The organism is Megasphaera coli, assembly GCF_900095855.1.
Taxonomy (GTDB): domain Bacteria; phylum Bacillota; class Negativicutes; order Veillonellales; family Megasphaeraceae; genus Megasphaera; species Megasphaera massiliensis_A.
The window spans coordinates 501,521-522,436 of sequence record NZ_FMIY01000002.1 but is presented as its reverse complement, the minus strand read 5'-3'; the positions used below and the strand labels follow the sequence as shown (position 1 = coordinate 522,436).

Sequence of the window (20,916 nt, the reverse complement as noted above, 5' to 3'; positions counted from 1 at the left end):
GTATAATGTACGGGCTTTACTGTAATCCCGTCACGGAATAAATAAAGATAACTGCAAATACGGAAAAGGTTGTGAGCAAGGAGGTAACCACAAAAATATCCTTGTACGATTCCCGATGCGTCATACCACACACGGCCAACAGCGTAATAACCGCGCCGTTATGCGGCAATGTGTCCAGCCCTCCCGAGGCCATGGAAGCGATGCGGTGCAGAATTTCCGGTCCCATACCGATGGACTGCGCCCAAGCAAGCCAATCTTGCGACATCAACTCCAAGGCGATAGCCAGACCGCCTGAAGCGGAACCGGTAATACCGGCCAAAACGGTAACACTGATCGCTTCGGAGACAAGCGGTGTGCCTCCGACCTGGATGTTAATCAAAAAATGTGCCACGGCGGCAAAGCCCGGCAATTGAGAAATAACATTACCGTAGCCGACTTCCGATGCCGTATTCATAATGGCCAACAAAGAACCGATAGCGCCGGCGTTCAAGATCTTCGTCAAGCCGTTGACGGACTTGATTTCTTTGTGCCCAATAATAAGAGCCAGTAAGATGCCGACGACAAGAGATATAATAAGCGCCCAAATACTGACTACGTTTTTAACCTTTGCCGCTACGAGGGGTATGCCTTTCATCTGCTGGAACGGCTCCAAAATGGACTGATCCCAAACAACGAATTCCGTAATGACAAAGTTTATGATCAGGACGGCCAAAAGCGGAATAACGGCGAGTTTCCATGAGACAAAACTCATATCCGGATTGTCTTCCGGCTCGTTAAGCGTATGACTGCCGTAGCCTTCCCCTTTGGCAATGGTCCCTTTCAAGCGATGAGTCAAATAAAAAATACCGCAGCCGTACATGAGGATCGCACCTAAAATACCTGCTAACGGAGCAGCATATAAATTGGTACCGAAATAGGCGGTCGGAATAATATTCTGAATCTGCGGCGTACCGGGAAAGCAGACCATGGTCGCTGTGAATGCGCCCAATGCAATGATAGCCGGTACAAAGCGTTTGGGGTAATCCGCTTCTTTAAACAAGGCGGCGGCAAAAGGATAGACCGCAAAAACGACGACAAACAGACTGACACCGCCGTAAGTCAGGACCGATGCGGCGATGATAATGGAAAGAACGGCCTTGTGCGGATCCTTCCCCAATCCTTTTATAATGGCCCGGGCAATGCTTCTGGCCAAGCCGGTTTCTTCCATGACCTTACCGAAAATAGCGCCCAACATAAATACGGGAAAAAACGATTTAATATACGTAACCGCTTTTCCCATAAACAGTTCCGTATACGACGGCATAATAGCAAATCCCGATAAGGTAGCCGCCAATATGGCCATAATCGGTGCCATCATAATAACGGAAAAACCGCGATATGCAAACGCGATGAGTCCGCATAAACTTAAAATAATGATAATAACATTAAAATCCATAATACTTCGCCTCCTCGGTGTATAGTGAGAATATACTTTGTTCAAAAACGAACTTTTAAAAGCATTCATTTAGCTTGAGATAATATATTGTTTTATTGAATTTTTATCCGGTCATTGTTTTCTTAAGAAAATAAGTCGATTATTTTATAATATAACCTTTTGTTATAATTAATATATCACATTTTATATATCAATAGCAACCGTTACCGGTTATATTTCTCAGTCGTCAAGCACAACCGCAAAAAATAAAACAACCAACCTTCCGCGCGGAAGGTTGGTTGTTTTCCGGTATTCCAAAATCTATTCGTAATCGTAGAAGCCCTTTCCCGTCTTACGGCCTAAGTAGCCGGCATTGACATACTGACGGAGGAGTGCGCTCGGGCGGTATTTCGGGTCGCCGAAGCCTTCATACAAGACTTCCATAATATGGAGGACAACATCGTTACCAATGAGGTCGGAAAGAGCCAAGGGGCCCATGGGATGATTGAAGCCCAATTTGCAAACCGAGTCAATATCTTCCTTCGAAGCGACACCTTCCATGAGAGCCTGAATAGCTTCGTTAATCATGGGAATAACTACGCGGTTGCCTACAAATCCCGGGAAGTCGCTGACCTTAACGGGACTCTTGCCCAGTTCTTCAGAAGCGGTCTTCACTTTTTCGAAGGTTTCGTCGGACGTAGCAATACCGTTAATAATTTCAATCAATTTCATAACCGGAGCGGGGTTGAAGAAGTGCATACCGATAACTTGTTTCGGGCGCTTCGTAGCGGCAGCGATTTTTGTAATCGGCAAGGAAGACGTGTTGGAAGCCAAAATCGTGTGTGCCGGGCATTTTTCATCCAAATTCTTGAAGATCTGAGCCTTGATATTCATATCTTCAATAGCGGCTTCGACGACAAGGTCAACGCCTTTCATGTTTTCTTCCGTAATTTCCACGAAGCCTGTTACGCGAGCCATGGCAGCGTCTTTATCGGCTTGGCTCATTTTTTCTTTCGCCACGAGCTTCGTTAAGCTCTTGTCGATTTTTTTTACGCCGCCGTCAATAAATTCCTGCTTAATATCGTTCAAGATAACTTCGCAGCCGTGTGTGACGAACACCTGAGCAATACCGGAACCCATTGTACCAGCACCAATAACCATTACCTTTTTACAAAACATGTCGAACTCCTCCTTTTAGTGTGATTGTTTTCACAAATTTTGTAAAGATAACGTCCTTTTCCTTACCTAAAAACTTCCCTTTACACTTGTAATTATACCACTTATTTTTAAAAAATCCACTAAAAACAAGTTTTATACCTACGAAAGCAAGGCTTTCCCATGCTTTTTTATCCGGTTTCACCAAAGTTCGATGACTTTATGTCATGATTGGGTAATTTTCCGTTTCTTCATTCGTTCCTTTTATCACATTTTGTTGTCTTTTCTTTCCGCTTCGTCGCAAACACCGAGTTTTTGCAGCAGAGTCTGTGACGCGGCACCGCCTTTCGGGAAACGCCGGAGACCTGCCGTTTCTTCCATATAGGTCAGGTAGGCGTCCATCATTTCCGCCGCATCCTTTACGGCAGCCTCGCTCAGATGCTCCAGGACTGCACCGCCCGAATTTTCATATCGCGCCACGAGGCCTTTGAGACGGGAAAACGCCTCTTCTCTGCTCGCATCGCTTGCAGTTCTCACATACTCATGCAAAGCCGCAACAGTCGCCTCAAGGCTTCGCTCATTTGCGGGTACGCGAAAGCGCCCGATCATGACCTCATCGTACCACCTGTTAAGGATGAGCCTGAAAGACGTATATAAAGCAAGCGCGGCAGCTCGCGTATAACGCCGTGCCGATCGCTCTCCCCGTGCCGTGCCCTTGCTCCGCTTTACGGCGGCAAGCTTTATGAACGATTCATAGTCATGCCGCAGCTCTTCTGCCAAGGACACGTCGTGAATCTCCATATTGCCGTCGCCGAAGAAAGTAATGCCGATTTTAGTTCTCACGCCTGTTCCGCTATTTCACTCGTGCAATGAGGGCAACGGCGCGCGTCGACGGCCACTTCTTCCCTGCAGAACGGGCAAAGATGCGGTTCCGCAACGGGAACGGCGGGCTTCTTAAAGCGGTTGATTTGCTTAATGACTACGAAGATGGCAAAGGCGACAATCAAAAACTCGATAATCGTATTAAGAAAGAGCCCGTACGCAATGACGGGTACGCCCTGAGCCTGTGCATCCGCCAGCGTCCGTGCCGTCGTCGTGCCCAAAGGGATAAAAAAGTCAGTGAAATCCGCACCGCCCAACATGATCCCGATAGGCGGCATAATAACATTTGTTACGAGGGATGACACGATTTTTCCAAAAGCGGCGCCGATGACGACACCGACCGCCATATCCATTACATTGCCCTGCACGGCAAATTCTTTAAATTCCGAAAAAAAAGATTTCACTTGTTAAAACTCCTTCCCTGACTGAAACATTCATATATGCACTATTTTTTCTTCAGAAAATTCGGATCATCCGCAGTCATACGCTCCAAAATCTTCCCGTAGCCGCCGCTGCCGAATTGAAGGCAGCGCTTAATGCGGCTGATCGTAGCCGTGCTGGCGCCGGTCTTCCTGACAATTTCTTCATAAATCTCACCGGCTGCAAGCATACGCGCCACTTCGAGACGCACCGAAATGGCCTTCATTTCCTGTATAGTACAAATATCTTCGAAGAACTCATAACACTCTTCCAAGTTCTCCAACTTTAAGATTGCCTTAAACAGCTGATCATGTAAACTGTCTTGTAATTTCGCATTAATACTCATCTTATATGCGCTCCGCTTTCCTGTAATATCTCGGGTAAATATTGTGTTTATTATAAAGCAGGCGGTTCCGATTGTCGATATCAAATTTACATAGCGAAGAGGTCGATCTGTTCGTCCTCGGGCAGCTCGCCCAAACATCCTTCGGATGCTAAGGCGTCGATTAAAGTTTGTCCGAGTTTACCGCGGTATTTTAAATCTTCCTTGGACGTGTATTCCTGTTCGGATCGGGCCGCTACGATCTGTTCGGCCACATTCTTACCCAGCCCGTCGAGGGCCGTAAAAGGCAGGAGGATTTTTCCGTCATAAATAGTAAATTTCGTGGCATCCGACTTATTTATATCTATATTCATAAAGGAAATGCCGCGCAAATTCATCTCAATAACCAGCTCAAGCGTAGCATAGAGGTCCTCATCGATTTTCGTTGCCCCGTCGCCCTTGGCGGCAATGGCCTTTAAAGACTTTTTCGCCGTCTCCGGGCCGTGTATCATCATGGAGATGTCGAAAGCTTTGGCGCGAATCGTGAAGTATGCCGCATAATAGGCTAAGGGATAATTGATCTTATACCAGGCAATGCGAAAGGCCATCATGACATAAGCAACGGCATGGGCTCTCGGGAATAAGTAGCCGATTTTTCGGCACGACTCGATAAACCATTGCGGAATATTGCCGCGCCGCAGTTCTCCTTCGTAATCCGTCGTCTTTTCGCCCACCTTGTTGCGCTTGTCTATGCCCTTGCCCTTACGGACGTTTTCCATGACTTTAAAACTCGTCTTCCGCGTAATTCCGTGATTAATAAGGTAGTTCATAATGTCGTCACGCGTCGATACGGCTTCCTTCAGCTGTACCGTTCCCGACGTAATGAGATCCTGCGCGTTATTCAGCCACACGTCCGTACCGTGGGAAAAGCCGGATATGCGCACGAGCTCGGAAAAGGTCTTCGGCATTGTGTCGACGAGCATTTTACGTACGAAAGACGTACCGAACTCGGGAATACCCAAGCTGCCTACGGGCGTTCCCAGTTCTTCCGGCGTCAGTCCCAGAGCCTTCGTGGAGCTGAAGAGACTGAGCGTCGCCGGATCGTCAAAAGGAATGGTCGTCGCCTTAATGCCCGTCATATCTTCGAGCATGCGAATGACCGTCGGATCATCATGGCCGAGAATGTCGAGCTTGACAAGGCGTCCTTCAATAGAATGATAATCGAAATGGGTCGTAATGATACCGCAGTCTTTCTTGTTGGCCGGATACTGAACAGGTGTAAAATGATGCACGTCGATGTCGCGCGGAATAACCATGACGCCGCCGGGATGTTGACCGGTCGTATTCTTGATGCCCGTGCAGCCGCTGACGAGGCTGTTAATATAGGCGTCATTGGCCGTAATACCGCGTGCTTCCGCCCATTTCTTGACATACCCGAAAGCGGTCTTGTCCTTGACGGCACCGATGGTGCCGGCGCGGAAAACATTGTCCTTGCCGAAGAGCTCTTCCGTATACTTGTGCGCCTTCTGGTGATATTCACCCGAAAAGTTGAGGTCAATATCGGGCACCTTGTCACCTTCAAATCCGAGAAAGATGGCGAAGGGAATGTCATGACCGTCCTTGTGAAGCTGAGCGCCGCACTTGGGGCATTTCTTGTCGGGCAGGTCGAAGCCGCCGCCGACGGAGCCGTCCGTAAAAAACTCGCTGTACCGGCAGTCGGGGCATACGTAGTGCGGCGGCAAGGGATTTACTTCCGTAATGTCCGACATAGTCGCCACGAAAGACGAGCCGACGGAGCCGCGTGAACCGACAAGATATCCGTCGTCATGGGAGTGCTTGACCAGTTTATGGGCAATGTAATAGAGGACACCGAAACCGTTGCCGAAAATGGATGTAAATTCTTCGTCCAGTCTTGCGGCGACTACTTCCGGCAGGGAATCGCCGTAAATTTTGTGAGCCTTTTCTAGGCACATTTGCTTCAGCGCTTCCGATGAGCCTTCAATGCGCGGGAAATAAAGGTTTTCCTTGGGCACGGGCATGACATCGTCAATCATGTCGTTGATCTTGTTCGGATTCGTAATGACGACTTCCCTGGCCCGCTCTTCACCTAAGTAAGAAAATTCCTCAAGCATTTCGTCGGTCGTGCGGAAGTACAGGTCAGGTTGGAACTCGGCGTCTTTAAAGCCCTTTCCGGTCATGAGAATTTCCCGATAAATCTTATCTTCCGGATTGAGGAAGTGGGCATCGCACGTAGCAACCGTCAGCTTGCCCAGTTCGTCGCCCAATTTCAGAATAGTCCGATTAATTTCGCGCAGTCCTTCATCGTCATTGACAAAGCCTTCACGCACGAGAAATTGGTTATTCGTCAAGGGCTGAATTTCCAAGTAATCGTAGTAGTCGGCAATCTGCTTCAGCTCTTCATAGGGCAGGCGTTTTTGCACCATGGAGCGAATGAGCTCGCCCGCTTCGCAGGCCGAGCCGAGGATGAGCCCTTCGCGGTACTCATCCAGAACGGTTCGCGGAATACGCGGTCTGCCGCGATAAATATACTTTAAGTGCGATATGCTGACGAGCTTGTAGAGGTTGCGAATACCGACCTGATTCTTCGCCAGAAGAATAATATGGTAAGACTTGTCGATTTTATCGTCAAAGAGGTAGCCTTCCATGCCGTATATGACCTTGACCTGATTTGTCTTGTCCCGTGAAATTTCCTGCAAAAGCGGGAAAGACTGAACAACGCCGTGATCTGTAACTGCAATGGCCGGATGGTTCCACTTTTTGACGGTTTTAATCAACTGCTTTACCGTAATAAGGGCGTCCATGTCGCTCATAACCGTATGCAGATGCAGTTCCACACGGGGCGTCGGGTTCGTATCTTCGCGGACCACCGAATTATCTTCAGCCGTCATAATGTCGTCCACGTTTAAGACATAATCATTTTGATACGTGTCGTAGCGGATATTGCCGCGCGCATACACATAGGCGCCTTCTTTAAGGCCTGCCTGCAGAGCCTCAAACCCGTCTTTCGTCAACGCGTCTTTGCGGCTGAACTTGCTGCCGTTGCCCATGTCGATAAACTTCTTTGCCGAAATACCGTTCGTCTTGTCGGCCATTTGAAAGGTCAGCAAAATACGCTTCGACTTGAGCTCCCGAAATTGGACCTTAACGACCTTGCCGTTAAAAACGACATTGTTTCGTTCGTCCCCCAAAGCCTCATCAATCGGCATGATTTCGGCATGTGAAAAAGCCGAACCCAACAAAACGCGATCGTCTCCGGCACTACTGCAGCCGCCGGAGTTCTTGCGGCTGCTCTTTTTTCTTTCCGGCTGCCGCGCCGCTTCGCACGCCTGGAAGTAAGCGTCGTCGTAAAGGTCCTCGTTTTCTTCGTATATGTCTTCATTAGGAATACAATAGCCTTCACCGTCGTCATCCGTGTAAGAAGACATCGCGGCGTGCATATCCGAATCGGGCGGTTCCCCTTCCGGTTCCCGGTCAACTTCGCGCACCGTCTGTTCAACCGTGACGGTACCCGTCAAGCCCAGGTGATTACCTACGAGCTCTGCCAGCACGGCGTCTTCAAAGGGCGCCGAAACGGTCGCCCGTACCTGCCAGGAGCGGGTTTCCATACAGACGCTGATGCGCTCCACGAAAACGGAGCGGCGGTCGGCACAGCGTATATGCAATTCTTTTTGCGGTACTATGTGGTAATATTTCATCGTTTATCCTCTACCCGGCCAGCGGATCATGCGGCCTGTTAATCATTTCGTCCTGATTTGCTTCCCCTTCAGGGGCTGTCGTCTGTACGATCTCCCGCGATCCGGCACCGGCTGTACGGGTTATTTCGGCATTCGGCTCGTACGCCGACACAATGAAGTCTGTATAGGTGCTGCCGTCGCGGTAGTATACTTCCCGTTTAATGGTGATTTCACGGCCGTCGTAGCCTTCCTGCTCCTTCGTATCGGCCGTAACCGACGGATCGTGCTTGCGTATGACCTCGTGGGGCAGCGTTTTTCGGCTCGTTGTCACGAAGACGACGGAACACAGATCTTCGTGATTGCCGAGAATGTATACCGTCGCCGTATCGCCCGTATAAGTCGTATAAATATAGACGGCATGCCGGAAGGGATTGGAGAAAATAAAGTCCAATGCATTATCGGCGACAGTCGCGTCCATGCCGACGGGCACATACCCTGCCGGTGCAAAATGAGGTGATCTGCCGTCAATCACAAGACCTGCGCGCAAAACCGCGTTGAAGAGAGTCGTACTGACCTGGCAGACGCCGCCGCCCGCATCCATGACAAGCTTGTTGTCGAAGTAGACAGGTGCGTCCTTATAGCCTTTATCGCGCGTCCGCGTACCGACCGTCTCGTTAAATGAACAGCTTTCCCCGGCCCGGACAAGCGTGTGATTCAGACGGTCTTGCGCGATGCCGATATTTTCACTGCGGTTCGTGTCGCAGCCGTTGAAGTGTGTCGTGTAATAGGCAAGAACCGTGTCGATCTCTTTAAGATCCTTCTTTTTTATAGATGCTTCCCGCCGTTCGGAAACGGTTAATTCTACCGTCCCCGTTTCGCCGGCGGCCAATTTATCGCGAATGTCGTCTCGCAGCGCTTCGGCATCGATGACAATGCCGTCTTCTTCTTCATGCAGGACGATGCCTCCCTCCGTCGGTTCGGCATAGGCGTTGACGGGCGCCCTGTCATAGTGCTTGAGAAACTCCGTCAGGACGGCAGTCAATTTTCCTTCGTCCGCCTGCAAATGGACGGGTACGTTTCGCCCGTAAAAGAGTACCGTTGCGATTTCGGAGATTCTCTCGGTCAGCGTCCCTTCCCGGCCGATGCCGTATACTTCCTGCTCAATGCGCTCTCTGTCTAAATGCGCATCCAGCTGCGAAAGCGGCAGCTCGACCTGAAGATCTTCCGCTTTCAGTGTAAACGCCCGGGCCGTTATTTCGCTTTCACGCTCTGTCAAATAAGCGTCCGCATCGTCACGTGTCATATGCGAAACGTCTCTGCCGTCCAGAAGGACCCGCTGTGCCGCGGCGTATTGACCGCCGAAAAAAAGAATTATCCCGGCTACACTTAAACTTACGGCGCCCAATAAAAAGCGCCGTGCAGCCGCAACCCGTCCGCCCGAAGTGCGGCTCCTCTTATGTATCATATTTGCTGTAATCCTTTATATATACTTAAATATTTATTTACTCGGTTGCGCAAAAAAGGCAAATAAGAGATTCCATGTCCTCCATCGATGCCTCACCGCGGCGCATGCGCAGCTGCAATTCGAAAATACGGTAAATAAGTTGATCAATTTCCGCCGTTTTCCAATATTTTACGACCTTTTGCAAGTAATAGACGCGGTTGCGCGCCGGCCGCCCCTTGTTGACGGCCGTCAGCAGTTTATCGGCCTCGGCCTTGTCCGTCCGGGCGGCCGTGAGCTCCATGTAAGCCCGCAGGAGGCGCAGGCGCGATAGAACATAGCCCGTGCTCTGCAGAAAAACATCGGGTTTGCCGAAGAGACTGCTTATGAAAGGCACACAGCCGCTGCCGTCGCGGGCAAGAAAAAAGTCCGTAAAGGTGTACAAATTTTTTTCGGCGCTTCCTGCAAAAAGGCCGGCCACGTCGTCCCTGCCCAAGCGAGTCCCGGCAGGGCACGTAATAACAAGTTTTTCCAGTTCCGAGAAGATGTATAAAAGCGATATATCGCCCCAGGCGTGAAACATTTCCTGTAGCTGCCCCCTGGCGGCGACATCAAGGCTCAGGCCGCGGCGTTGCAAAAAGACTTCCACATACGGCATGACGTTCTTTTCCGTCACGGCTTCACAGACGCTTATGTCGGCAAAGGGCCTTAAGGCCTTAAAAAAAGCATTATTCACATCAGCCGCGCCGTGAATAATACAAAGGAGATATGCCCCCCGCTTCAAAGACTGTACTTTCTTAAGAAACCATTCTTCCTTCTTATCGATCTTGCTTTTCGAGCGGCCGCCGCGCTTTATCGGCAAGCAAACGGGGTCATTCCAAACCGTTACGGTTGCCGCTTCAAAAAGAGACGTCCCTTCAAGGGCCTCGGCAACGTTTTCCGGCAAGTCATCCTTCTGAAAGACCGACTGTTCCGGTTCGCCGCCGCAGTCCGCAGTACAGGCCGCTAAATACTCCGCCTTTGCCGTCTCCATTAAATAGGCCTCCGTACCGTATATAATTTTAACGTATTTCATAGGCGTCTCCCTTACAGGTCTTCACGTACCAGCTGTTCTTATGGCGGCAAACCTTTATTTCGCCGCAGTCCGCCGTCGCCGCAACACGCTCTCCCGGCACATATGCATGCCGCCGTCCCGAGAGAATGAGAAAATCGGCCGTCACGTCTCCTGCGGCAAGGCCCTCGGCGTAGACTTCCCCTACCGCTCCCGGCGGTACGGACGCATTGCTGCCGCGCAAAAGGACATAAGGCCGTCCCGTGTCGGCAAAGATATACGTATTTTCTTTTCCGTGGCCCTGCTCCACGGAGCCTTTTAGGGAAAAATTAGCGTTTATTTCAGCTGCCGTTTTATCCGTATCGGCACCTTCGACAACAGCACCGGCAAGAGTGAATATGCCTGCGTGCCGCATGGCCGGAACGAGTACGGACGCAATAACGCCGCCCTGTCCCGTCCGGCTCTTATTATACCACAGATAGGCCTGTCCGGCAGTATCAACGGCACATGTCGCACGGTCGGCTCCGACATCGAAAACGTAGACCTTCACGTCGTCCTTCTGATTATACCAAAGACCCGCCCCGAAAGCTGCAAAGGCGCAGGCCAAGAGCAAACAGGGCTTGCGAAACTTACACCAAAAAAGGCCCGCCACGACGAGAGCATATGCGCAGACGGAGTAAAAAGGCATGGCCCCGACGGGCAGGCGGCTGTACGGCAAGGCGGCGAGAAAATAATTGCCGCCTACGGCGAGATGCAGCAGCGGCTTGAGAACAAGGAGAATGACATGGGCTGCAGGCGCGGCAATAAAGTTCATAACCGCCGCGGCCAGACCGAGGACAATAAGTCCTTCCAGAACCGTGCCGACGAAGAGATTCGCCAAGAACGTGTACGCCGGCAGGACGGCAAAGGCCTCCGTAAGTAAGGGGATGAGGAGGATATTGGCTGCAGCGCAGACGGAAAGAGAGTCCGCCAAAAAGCCCGGCAATTTTTCTAACCGTTGTCTTATGGACCGCGAGAAAAGGACGATCCCTCCGGCCGCACCGCAAGAGAGCCGAAAGCTGAGATCGTAAGCGATGTACGGTTCATAAAGAACCATGGCGCTCATAATCAGCCCCAAGGCATGGAGGGCCGTATACTCACGCTTTGCCGTCAAGGCGCAGGCACTGACGAGCCCCATGAGGGCCGAACGAATAACAGGTACCGTAAAATCGGAAAGGGCGCTGTAGGCGCCGACAAAGAGAACGGAGAGAATCAGCCGGCGCCGCTGCCGCAGGCCGACGGCCTTGCCCAAACACTGCATGAGGACGAGGAGCAGCGTTACGTGGGACCCCGATACGGAGAGGATGTGAATCATGCCCGTCGTAGAAAAGCTCTGCAAGAGCTCCGGCGGCAGCTTATCGTAATGACCGCCGAAGAGAAGACTCGTCAGCATATAGGCGTCCGTGTCGGTCAAAGTTTGTTTGAAGGAATCCGTAATCTTTCGGCGTATGTTGCCGATATACGCTTCATAACCCGTCGCCTCGGCAACGAGGTGTACGTCACCGCTTTTCTTTTCACGAGCCCGCAGAAAAACGGCTTTCCGTCTGTAGTAGTGAAAGAAGTCGTATGATCCTTCATTCTTATAGAGCATCAGTTCTCTAAGGCGCAAATTCCCTTCTACGACGGCGCCCGGTTCGTAGGGATCGTCGCCTTTGACGGTGAGGTATATACGGCCCCTGCCGCCCGGTTCCAAAAGGTCGGCAATGTATTTTGTCTCCTTTCCCTTATCCGTCTCATAGGCGCCTTTCTTCTCGTTGATGCACAGCTTGAGCTTCTGTACCGTACCGGCCAAATTACGAGGCAGAGCCTCATAAGCCGCTTGGGCGTAATACAGGCGCAAGCCGCCTGCTGCAAAGGCGCAGAGGCAAATCAGTGCAAGGCATACCTTGGTGCGCCGGCGCAGGAAGAAAACTCCTATGGCGGACGCCGCGGCAAAACTCAGCCACACTGCTGCCGGCAGGGCAATTTTCTCCGAAAAAAAGACACCGCTGCAGAGAAAAAGAGCAGCTATAATGCCGGCATATGACATCACAAATCCACCTTATCTTTCAATTTTTCCCACTTTGCCGTACCGATCCCCTTGACCTGCTTCAGCTCTTCTACGCTCGTAAAAGCACCGTGTTCATCGCGGTAAGCGACGATTTGCGCCGCCATGGCCGGACCGATGCCGGGAAGCTCGGTCAATTTCTTTTCGTCCGCCTCATTAATATGAATCTTTCCGTCATCCTCTTTTTCAACAGGCATGCCGTCGAGCTTATAAGGCACGTGAATGTGCATGCCGTCTTCCGTCATGGCCGCCAGGTTGAGCCCGTCCGCATCGGCATAAGACGCAAAACCGCCGGCATCCTTGACAACTTCGCCTACGGTCAGCCTCTGCTTGTACGAATAGACGCCCGGATTTTTTACGGCGCCGCTGATATAAACGTAAACCAGGTGCGGCGACCGCTTTTCTGCGGGCGCAACGGTACGCACCTCTTCGGGCAGCGTCGCTTCCACCATTTCGTCGCCGTATGCATAAAAAATGACGCAAAAAAGCACAGGAAAAAGCAGCAGAATTTTTTTCATTTCATAACCCTCCCGAAAACGTAATTACTCATATCGTTCGGGTAAGTGAAAAAAAATCCTGCTGCACTCCTTAATTTCTAATGTAATCGGATGATTCCTCATCAAGGTTTAAGTATTTCTTCATTATTCTACAACAAGGGGGACAAAGTATGCTTCTATGCCCGATATGGCTTCCGGAGAGAACCGTGCTCCCACGGCGGAAGGCCGGTCAAAGAGCATAAAACACGACAATGTAAGAAATCCCTCCAAGGTGCCAGAATCCGCCGTATGTGTGAAATGGGGCTGCCGAATGTATTGCTGATACATGCCTTTCGTACCGGGGCGCCGCACGACTTCATCCTTATGTTCCACGTACTTTTCCGCCACCGTTCGGCCCGAAGTCCCTGTCTTTTCAATAATTTTGATGTTGACACCTTCGCGTCCCCATATATCCTTGCGGACATAGGTACCGTCCGCCAGGGACGCAAAATCATCATCAAAATAGGACGGCGTTAAGTAACGCTCTACCAAATCCCTCTCCGCCCTTGTAAAAAACCGCTCCGTCTGCGCCAGAGCCCAGACGAGAGCCATAAAAGACTTGTTCTGCGGGATAATCGCCTCCGGCGGATTCATCATGCTGAAGCAATGCTCTTTATATAAATCCAGGAACATTGCCCCGAGAGGCTCTCCGTCTTCCGTTTCCTCGTCGATGAGAATCTCCATGGGATGCAGGCGGTACAGGCCTGCCGCATGACTGTCGTCCGGCAATACGATTCCGTTTGCGTCGATTTCCATATCATAAAATGATAAAAACCGGATATCTCCGTTCGGTACGACACTCTCCATGGTACGCTTCAAAAACAAAGTCGTACCGTAATCCTCCTTGTAATCATCAAAACAGCTGAACACAAACGGCCCTGATTGACAATTCCCGGTATTCACACGGGAACCGTCGTATACCTGTTTTAGAAACCGTCTCAGTTCCTCCATAGCGCCTGCATTGGCGTCCTCTTTCCCCATATACTTTGCCGCTACGCCGTTAGCATAGTAGCTTTCAATAAAAAAGCAGGGCGTATCCGCATTTATTTCAACCATCTTAAGGCACCCTCTTTTATCCAGCACGAAATCGAAACGGGACAACCACGTCGGTTCGGCGAAGGTATTGGGAATATACAGGTAAGGCAGGAGATTTTCAGGCATATCCATGGCACGCGCGAAATCATAAGGAGCCTGCTGAAAGACTTCCGTCGTTTTCTTAAATACGCCGTAAAGCCCTCCCGACGCCGCACGGAGCTCAGCGTAAAAATCCCGTGCAAAGGCTTGTACGGTCCGGGCCGGATAACGGTCCGCAAAATCGGCATACTGTACAAAAGGAAATATATTTCTGTCTAATTCGTCTATATAGGTTTTCATCACTTTTCCCACTATCAACCGCCATGACCGCTCCCGTGAGACCGTGCGCCGGCAGAGCCGAAACCGGATTTACGCGTCACTCCGTCCGCTTTACGGCTCTTTCTATCATAGTCACGGCTGCGGCTGCGCCCAATACCTGTATACGTGTGTGAACCTCTGTGCACGGCTGAGTTCTTCTCTCCCGTATCGGCCTCATCCAATGCGGTCAACGGCGCATCGGGCCGCAACGTCATGGTCGCAACATCCATGACACCGCCCGGGTATTTCATACCGTAAAAGGCAAAATAATTTGCCGCAATCGGTGCCAGTAAACTTGCCGACCCGTACTGCCAAACCAACGACCCTTCATTCGTACGTGTAAAGGTGACGGCCCTATCGTTATCATACAGTGCCGATTCCGTTCCGTCTCCATGATTAATCAGGCTGTACCGGTTCCCATAGTCATCTTTAAGGCGCACTTCACCGGCATTTCGGTCAGGCATGATCCGTTCATTGATTTCATACAAGATATCATTTCTATAGCAGTAGCCCGTTCCCACCGCGACTACAGCCACACAAACAGCCGCCAGAACAGCCGCTTTTCGGCCCAAATTCTCCATCTACATGCACTCCTTAGTGAACAGCACCGCCAATAACCAGTGCCAAGCCGATATAGACGCCGAATATATAAATACCTGCCGCTGTATTGCCGCGCATAATTTCCTGCGGAAGTTCATAGTTACGATGCCATACGTTAATAATAAAGAAACCCGTTATAAAAGCAAGAATTCCGAGCAAGGTGTACACACCCGTCGCCGTGACGCCGCTGATAAAATCGAGAGACGACGCGTCATACACGGGTGTACTGATAACAGCGCGGATAATGGTACCGATGCCGATGAATGAGCCTGCCGAGAGCCAGGCTACGGCACGATTGCCGCGCTTAATTTCTTCCGGGAAATTACCGGGAATAAAAAAGTCGATAATGATATTGGAGATAATCATCAGCAAAACGCCGAATAAAGCATAAAATATGGTCAATGCCAATATGGAAAAATCAATCATAATAACCTCTCCTCTTACCCTCGCCGGATATATCCCGTATGCGCCTGATTGCAGTTGATCCCCGGCATAGGGACTGTTTACTTAATGACCTGCGAGCGTCCCCCCGTATTGCCCGTAAGAACGTTCGACAGATACCGTGACAAAACATGCTTATTAATACGGTAGGAAGTATTCTCAAGATATTTGCTTCCCCTATCATGATCAAAGACACGGATCTTTGCCCGTCCCGGCACGTTGTTTTTAATAAGCAGGGCCTCCTGCCTGTCCAGCAAAACGTACGAAACGGTCTCATCCTGAATAATATCCAGTGCCGTTGTAATCCCTTTTCCGTCGGCGCGCTCTATTATATCCAGTGCCACCGTCCCCGCATCCGTATGAGCTTCCAGTTCCTTAGGTTCCGATGAAACGGCTGCCACTTCATAAGGCGCATCGTCAAGCTTCTCCGTTAAGTTATAATCAAATCCGACGACGGATTTAAACTCACGCCAATTTGTAAACACGGAAAAATCGATATCAAGAACCATCCAGCCGGCAAAGAAGATTCCAATTAAAGCAAACAGGTAAGAGAACCTCTTTTTGCCCGTTGCCAAAAACGTCAGCCTTCCGGCAACCGACATAGACAGGCTCTCGTCAACTACGATATCCTCTTTATTGATAAAATAACCGACAGAGCTGTATGTCATACCGCCATCCCATTTATCAATAAAAAACAGCTTCTTCTTATCGGGACTGCAGTACTGCACGTACTGTGCCGTGTCATTGACGGACGCTTCCGTATCACCCCAGACGCCGTCTACCATTTCCAGTCCGCCTTCGAGAAAGCTGTAGTCTCCGGGCTGCGTCTTACGCGTATCCTCTGCGGAAAAAATACAGGAGTTCTCATTGTCGTCGACGGTCAAGTAGTATCGTGCCTTCGCCTTCTCTTTTTGCCCCTTTATTTCCGTCATGTCCTCCAAATGAGGCTTAAGGCCGTATTCAAACCAATATTTTCCGGTGTTATGGCGCTGCCGCACCGGATCACGGTAGCGGATTTTTTCAACAATAATATACGGTTTCCCTTCAATGCGTAATCCCGTCCAGCAATCAAATTCCACAGTGCACCTCCTTTACTGCTTCATTTTTACCACATATTCCTGCTCTTCCACAAGCTCGGTCTGAGCATGACGAGGACCGTGAAGATTTCCAGCCTGCCGACGAGCATGGAAAAACAGAGAACGGTCTTCGAAAAGTGCGACAGTTCCGCGTACGTGCACGTGGCACCTGTAATACCGAAGGCCGGACCGATGCAGCCCATGGTGGAAATACTGATGCCCAAGGCATCAAAAACATCGATGCCGTCATAAGTGAGGAGCAAAGCCCACAGGGCGATGCACAACAAATACATGAAAAAGTACTGCCCGACACGGAAAATCGTGCTTTCCGGCAGTGTGTAGCCGTTCATGCGTACGTCCAAAACCTGCTTCGGATGCAGGAAATGAGTCACATTGGCATAAACGGAACGCACGAGGATGACCGCGCGGGAAATCTTGAGCCCCGCCGCCGTAGACCCGGCACAACCGCCGCAGACCATAAGTCCCAGTAAAATTAATTTTGAAAAGGCGGGCCACCGGTCATAGTCGGCGGACACAAAACCCGTCGTCGCAATGGAAACGGCCTGAAAACCAGCGTACCGCAGTGCTTCCCACGGAGAAAGGCCGCTTTCGTACATGAGGTTTGCCAAAATCGCGGCCGTCGCCGCCACGAGGACAGCTATATAGGCTTTAAATTCCGTATTGTTCCGCAACACGGAAACCCCCTTGTGATAGACGCGGTAATATAAGCCGAAATTACCGCCTGCAAGAACCATGAAAAAGGTCATCCATCCTTCGACGGCGACGCTGTCGAAGTGGGCGGCACTTTCATTATATGTGGAAAAACCGCCTGCCGACACGGTGGACAAAGCGTGATTGAGCGAGCTCACAACATCCATGCCGCAGAGGAGAAAAATAAAAAAGGCGAGCACCGTAAAGGCCGAATAAATTTCAAAGAGAACCTTCGTCATGTCGTGAAGGCGCGGCAAAACACGCTCCTTCGTGGGTCCTGCCGCCTCGGCATTATAAATGTACGACGAACTCTGCCCCGACTCGGGCAAAAGAGCGATAAAAATGACGACGATACCCAAACCGCCGAGCCAATGCGTCATGCTGCGCCATAAAAGCAGGCTCTGCGGGAAGCTCTCCAGGTCGCGAATGACCGTCGCGCCCGTACCGGTAAATCCGGAAATGCTCTCGAAGAGACCGTCAACGGCACCCAAATATCCGCCTGCCACATAAGGGATCATGCCGAGCAGTGTCGCCAACAGCCAGCCTAAGCCCGTAATGGCGATACCTTCACGAATAGTCAGCTTCTGCTGCCGCGCTTCGCCGCCTGAAAGAAAGACGGCTCCCGCACCGAAGCAGGCCACCATGGCGGCAATAAAAATATAAGCGCTGCCGTCACCGCTGCCGACGGCAAAGCAAAGGGGTACGAGCAGGACGACCATTTCGGCCAATGAAATTCTTCCTAAAAACAAGCTGACGATTCTGAAATTCATGAATTCCTCCGACCGGAGCCGAAAATTACCATCCTTGTCCTCGCCGCCAAAATGCGGGCACGAAGAGGACGAGGACGCAAAACGATTCGAGCCGTCCCGTGAGCATGGCAAGGGCTGCAACGATTTTACTGAAAGGCGGCAAAGCCGCGTACGTGCACGTAGGCCCGAACATACCGAAGGACGGTCCGCAGTTGCCCATGGCGGAAATACTGACGCCTATGGCATCGAAGACGGGCACGCCGTCCCAGACGAAGAGGACCGCCCAAAGGACGTCGAGCATGACATAGACGAAGAAAAAGCGAACCACGCCGTTTAAAGTGTCCTCCGTAAATTCCATTCCGTTCGAACGGACCGCAATGATTTCGCGAGGATAGACGGTTTTCCGCAAAATACGATGAGCCGCCTTAAAGAGAAGCATGAGCCGCGTCACCTTTAATCCCCCCGCCGTCGAACCGGCACAGCCGCCGAGAAACATGAGAAATAAGAGTATACACTTGGAAAAAGCGGGCCAGCGGTCAAAGTCATATGACACGAAGCCCGTCGATGACGACATGGACACGGCTTGAAAAAAAGCCTCGCGAAAGGCGAAGATGCCGTCCCAACCCGACGAAAGGACGAGGTTTGCCGTTATGAGCAGGGCCGCACCGAAGACAAGGCCCACGTAGAAGCGAAATTCCGTGTCTTTCAAGATAACGCGCATGCCTCTCTTGCGGGCAGCCACATACATGCCGAAATTGGCGCTCGATATAATCATAAAAAAGGCCAGGATCCCTTCGATGAGGGGACTCCTGAAGTGAGCCGCACTGTCGTTAAAGGGAGAAAAACCTCCCGTCGCGATAGTCGAAAAGGCGTGATTCAAAGCCGAAAGAAAATCGAGACCGCAGGCGTATAAGGCAAGTGTACAGGCCGCCGTAAAGAGAACGTACACGTAAAATAAGGCCCGCGCCGTCTCTTTAATCTGCGGCAGGAGCTTCGTATTGACAGGGCCCGTGCTCTCCGTATTGAAGAGACGGACCGCTCCTCTGCCGAAGCGCGGAAAAAGGGCGATGAAGATGACGATGATGCCCAAACCGCCGAGCCAGTGCGTCAAAGACCGCCAAAGGAGCAGGCTTTGCGGCAATATTTCCACATCGTCAATAACCGTTGCTCCCGTACCGGAGAGACCTGAGACGGTCTCCACAATACCGTCGAGAACACCGGTGTAGCCGCCGGCCGCATAAGGAATCATGCCGAGAAAGGTGACCGTTACCCAGCCGAGTGTCGTAATCGCCAGCCCTTCACGGATAGTCAGAGAATCATTCGGTCTTACGCCGCTTCCCGTCAGTAGCAGCCCTGTGGCAGCGGCAGCTGCGGCAGCCGTCACAAAGGCGCCGATATCTCCCTCTCTGTACAGGAGCGCTGCCGCCAAGGGCAGGAGCAAGGACGCACTGCAGGCCAAGCACAGACGTCCCAGAAGATAGGCAACTATTTTTCCGTTCATACTTGTAATCTCCTACCAGCGGCGCCGCAAGAAATGAGTACCCGTCTGGAGGACAATGAAAAAGGCGACGATTTCCATGCGCCCCAAGGCCATCGTAAAACTATAGTACAATTTCGCCCAGACCGGCAATGCCGTAAGCTCCGCCGTTTCAAAGAGAGCTGCCGCCGCGGACGTTCCCGTAAGGCCCGCCCCGGCAAGTCCCAAAGCCTGAAGAGGTGTAAGACCCGCCAAGGAAAGGACGAGAGCGGAAAAGAAAAACATCACCGTAAAAAGAAAGAATACATTCAGGACACGGCTGATGACCGGCAGAGGTACGGACATGTTATTGGCCTTTACATTGACGACCATTTGCGGATGCAAGGTTCTAAGAAGTTCTCTTCCCGTCATCTTTAAGAGGATGAGAAAGCGCAGAACCCGCATGCCTCCCGTCACGGAGCCGACACATCCGCCGACAAAGACGAGAAGAAAAAGGAGAAGTCTGTCAAATTCGGGAAACGTTACCGCTTCAGGGCCCGTAAAGCCCGTCGTGCTCACAAAGGAAAGAACGTGAAATAATGCCGTGCGCAGGCTGTCGCTCCAGGGGTAGAGCCCGCCGTCGCGGATATTCATCGCCACGAGAAAGGTCGCACCGATGACGAGGACCGCAAAGACACGAATTTCCGTATTGAAGCGAAAAGCCCGTATACTCCTCTCTCTCAGAATACGGTATAAGAGAAGGAAATTACAGCTGCTGAGAAACATGCCTATCATAGCCGCCGCGACGAGACCCGGACTTACAAGGGGCACGAGAGACGTGCCGCCGGTAGACACGGTCGTCATGGCCTGCAGTACAGCCGTATCAAAAGACAGCCCTGCCGCCGTGTAAGCAATACAGGACAATATCGTAAGAAAGACGTAAATAATCGATACGGCTTTCACAAAGGAAAACATACGCGTCAGTCCTGTCGTAAAGACAAAGGGATTGTTGCCGGACAGGCCGAAGGAAAAAACATTGCTCACCTGCGGCACGACAGTCACAAAAAAGCTGATAAAAATAAGTGCCCCTGCCCACTCCATAAGGATATGCCAGATGCGAAATGCCGCCGGCACCTGCTCTATGGACATGAAAGTGCCGTTTGTCGTAAAGGCCGCCATCCCCTCCGTGAAAGCGTCTGCAGGTACGAGAATGCCGGCACAGACAAAGGGTATGGCACCTACAAGGGCGAGAACAAACCACGCAAAAAAAAGAAGCGCCGTCCCCTCGGTGAGAGGCATTTGCCGTTTTCGCGTCCGGCCGCCAACCTGAAAAAGAGCGGCACCTGCAGCCGTCGTAATGAGGGACGGCCAAAAGGCCGAGGCCGTACCGTCACCTGAATATACGGAAACGGCGAGAGGTACGAGAAGTAATACGCCTATAAAGCTGAGCATACGGCTCATGCCGAAAAAAATAAATGCGCCCTTCATA

General features: G+C 51.2%; 17 protein-coding genes. All 17 read right to left on the bottom strand.

Annotated elements, in window-relative coordinates:
• Window positions 1–16: 16 nt before the first annotated feature.
• The 17 genes from BQ2674_RS02885 to BQ2674_RS02805 all read right to left on the bottom strand — a co-directional run bounded on the left by BQ2674_RS02885 (window position 17) and on the right by BQ2674_RS02805 (window position 20,915).
• Window positions 17–1,435: a GntP family permease gene (locus tag BQ2674_RS02885; protein ID WP_075572359.1), complete on the bottom strand. Its 1,419-nt coding sequence runs from the start codon at window positions 1,433–1,435 to the stop codon at window positions 17–19.
• Window positions 1,436–1,735: 300 nt separating this feature from the next.
• Window positions 1,736–2,593, bottom strand: coding sequence for a 3-hydroxybutyryl-CoA dehydrogenase (locus tag BQ2674_RS02880; RefSeq protein WP_075572358.1), 858 nt, complete (start codon window positions 2,591–2,593; stop codon window positions 1,736–1,738).
• A 243-nt stretch (window positions 2,594–2,836) separates the two neighbouring features.
• Window positions 2,837–3,412: a hypothetical protein gene (locus tag BQ2674_RS02875; RefSeq protein ID WP_075572357.1), complete on the bottom strand. Its 576-nt coding sequence runs from the start codon at window positions 3,410–3,412 to the stop codon at window positions 2,837–2,839.
• Window positions 3,409–3,804: a large conductance mechanosensitive channel protein MscL gene (mscL, locus tag BQ2674_RS02870; protein ID WP_392397677.1), complete on the bottom strand. Its 396-nt coding sequence runs from the start codon at window positions 3,802–3,804 to the stop codon at window positions 3,409–3,411. The genes BQ2674_RS02875 and mscL overlap by 4 nt, the downstream gene beginning before the upstream one ends.
• Window positions 3,805–3,896: 92 nt before the next feature.
• On the bottom strand, window positions 3,897–4,217 hold the full coding sequence (locus tag BQ2674_RS02865) for a YerC/YecD family TrpR-related protein (RefSeq protein WP_075572355.1): 321 nt from the start codon (window positions 4,215–4,217) through the stop codon (window positions 3,897–3,899).
• An 86-nt stretch (window positions 4,218–4,303) separates the two neighbouring features.
• Window positions 4,304–7,909 carry a PolC-type DNA polymerase III gene (locus tag BQ2674_RS02860; RefSeq protein WP_075572354.1) on the bottom strand — a complete coding sequence of 1,202 codons (3,606 nt, stop codon included), beginning with the start codon at window positions 7,907–7,909 and terminating at the stop codon, window positions 4,304–4,306.
• A gap of 10 nt (window positions 7,910–7,919) precedes the next feature.
• Window positions 7,920–9,353, bottom strand: coding sequence for a VanW family protein (locus BQ2674_RS02855; protein ID WP_075572353.1), 1,434 nt, complete (start codon window positions 9,351–9,353; stop codon window positions 7,920–7,922).
• A gap of 37 nt (window positions 9,354–9,390) precedes the next feature.
• Entirely contained in the window at window positions 9,391–10,404 is a 1,014-nt protein-coding gene (gene holA, locus BQ2674_RS02850; RefSeq protein WP_075572352.1) for a DNA polymerase III subunit delta, read from the bottom strand.
• Window positions 10,391–12,448 (bottom strand): ComEC/Rec2 family competence protein, encoded by a 2,058-nt coding sequence (locus tag BQ2674_RS02845; protein ID WP_075572351.1) that lies wholly within the window; start codon window positions 12,446–12,448, stop codon window positions 10,391–10,393. The genes holA and BQ2674_RS02845 overlap by 14 nt, the downstream gene beginning before the upstream one ends.
• On the bottom strand, window positions 12,448–12,984 hold the full coding sequence (locus BQ2674_RS02840; protein ID WP_075572350.1) for a ComEA family DNA-binding protein: 537 nt from the start codon (window positions 12,982–12,984) through the stop codon (window positions 12,448–12,450). The genes BQ2674_RS02845 and BQ2674_RS02840 overlap by 1 nt, the downstream gene beginning before the upstream one ends.
• A gap of 123 nt (window positions 12,985–13,107) precedes the next feature.
• Window positions 13,108–14,388, bottom strand: coding sequence for a glutathionylspermidine synthase family protein (locus BQ2674_RS02835; RefSeq protein ID WP_235828793.1), 1,281 nt, complete (start codon window positions 14,386–14,388; stop codon window positions 13,108–13,110).
• A 2-nt stretch (window positions 14,389–14,390) separates the two neighbouring features.
• On the bottom strand, window positions 14,391–14,975 hold the full coding sequence (locus BQ2674_RS02830) for an arginase family protein (RefSeq protein ID WP_075572349.1): 585 nt from the start codon (window positions 14,973–14,975) through the stop codon (window positions 14,391–14,393).
• A 13-nt stretch (window positions 14,976–14,988) separates the two neighbouring features.
• Window positions 14,989–15,420, bottom strand: a complete 432-nt coding sequence (locus tag BQ2674_RS02825) for a DUF350 domain-containing protein (protein ID WP_075572348.1) — start codon at window positions 15,418–15,420, stop codon at window positions 14,989–14,991.
• A 77-nt stretch (window positions 15,421–15,497) separates the two neighbouring features.
• Complete coding sequence (locus BQ2674_RS02820) at window positions 15,498–16,514, bottom strand: DUF4178 domain-containing protein (protein WP_075572347.1); 1,017 nt, start codon at window positions 16,512–16,514, stop codon at window positions 15,498–15,500.
• Between the two features lie 26 nt (window positions 16,515–16,540).
• On the bottom strand, window positions 16,541–17,992 hold the full coding sequence (locus BQ2674_RS02815; RefSeq protein ID WP_075572346.1) for a TrkH family potassium uptake protein: 1,452 nt from the start codon (window positions 17,990–17,992) through the stop codon (window positions 16,541–16,543).
• A 25-nt stretch (window positions 17,993–18,017) separates the two neighbouring features.
• Entirely contained in the window at window positions 18,018–19,472 is a 1,455-nt protein-coding gene (locus BQ2674_RS02810; protein WP_075572345.1) for a TrkH family potassium uptake protein, read from the bottom strand.
• A 12-nt stretch (window positions 19,473–19,484) separates the two neighbouring features.
• A complete protein-coding gene (locus tag BQ2674_RS02805; protein ID WP_075572344.1) occupies window positions 19,485–20,915 on the bottom strand; it encodes a potassium transporter TrkG in 1,431 nt (476 codons plus the stop codon).
• Between the last annotated feature and the right edge of the window lies 1 nt (window position 20,916).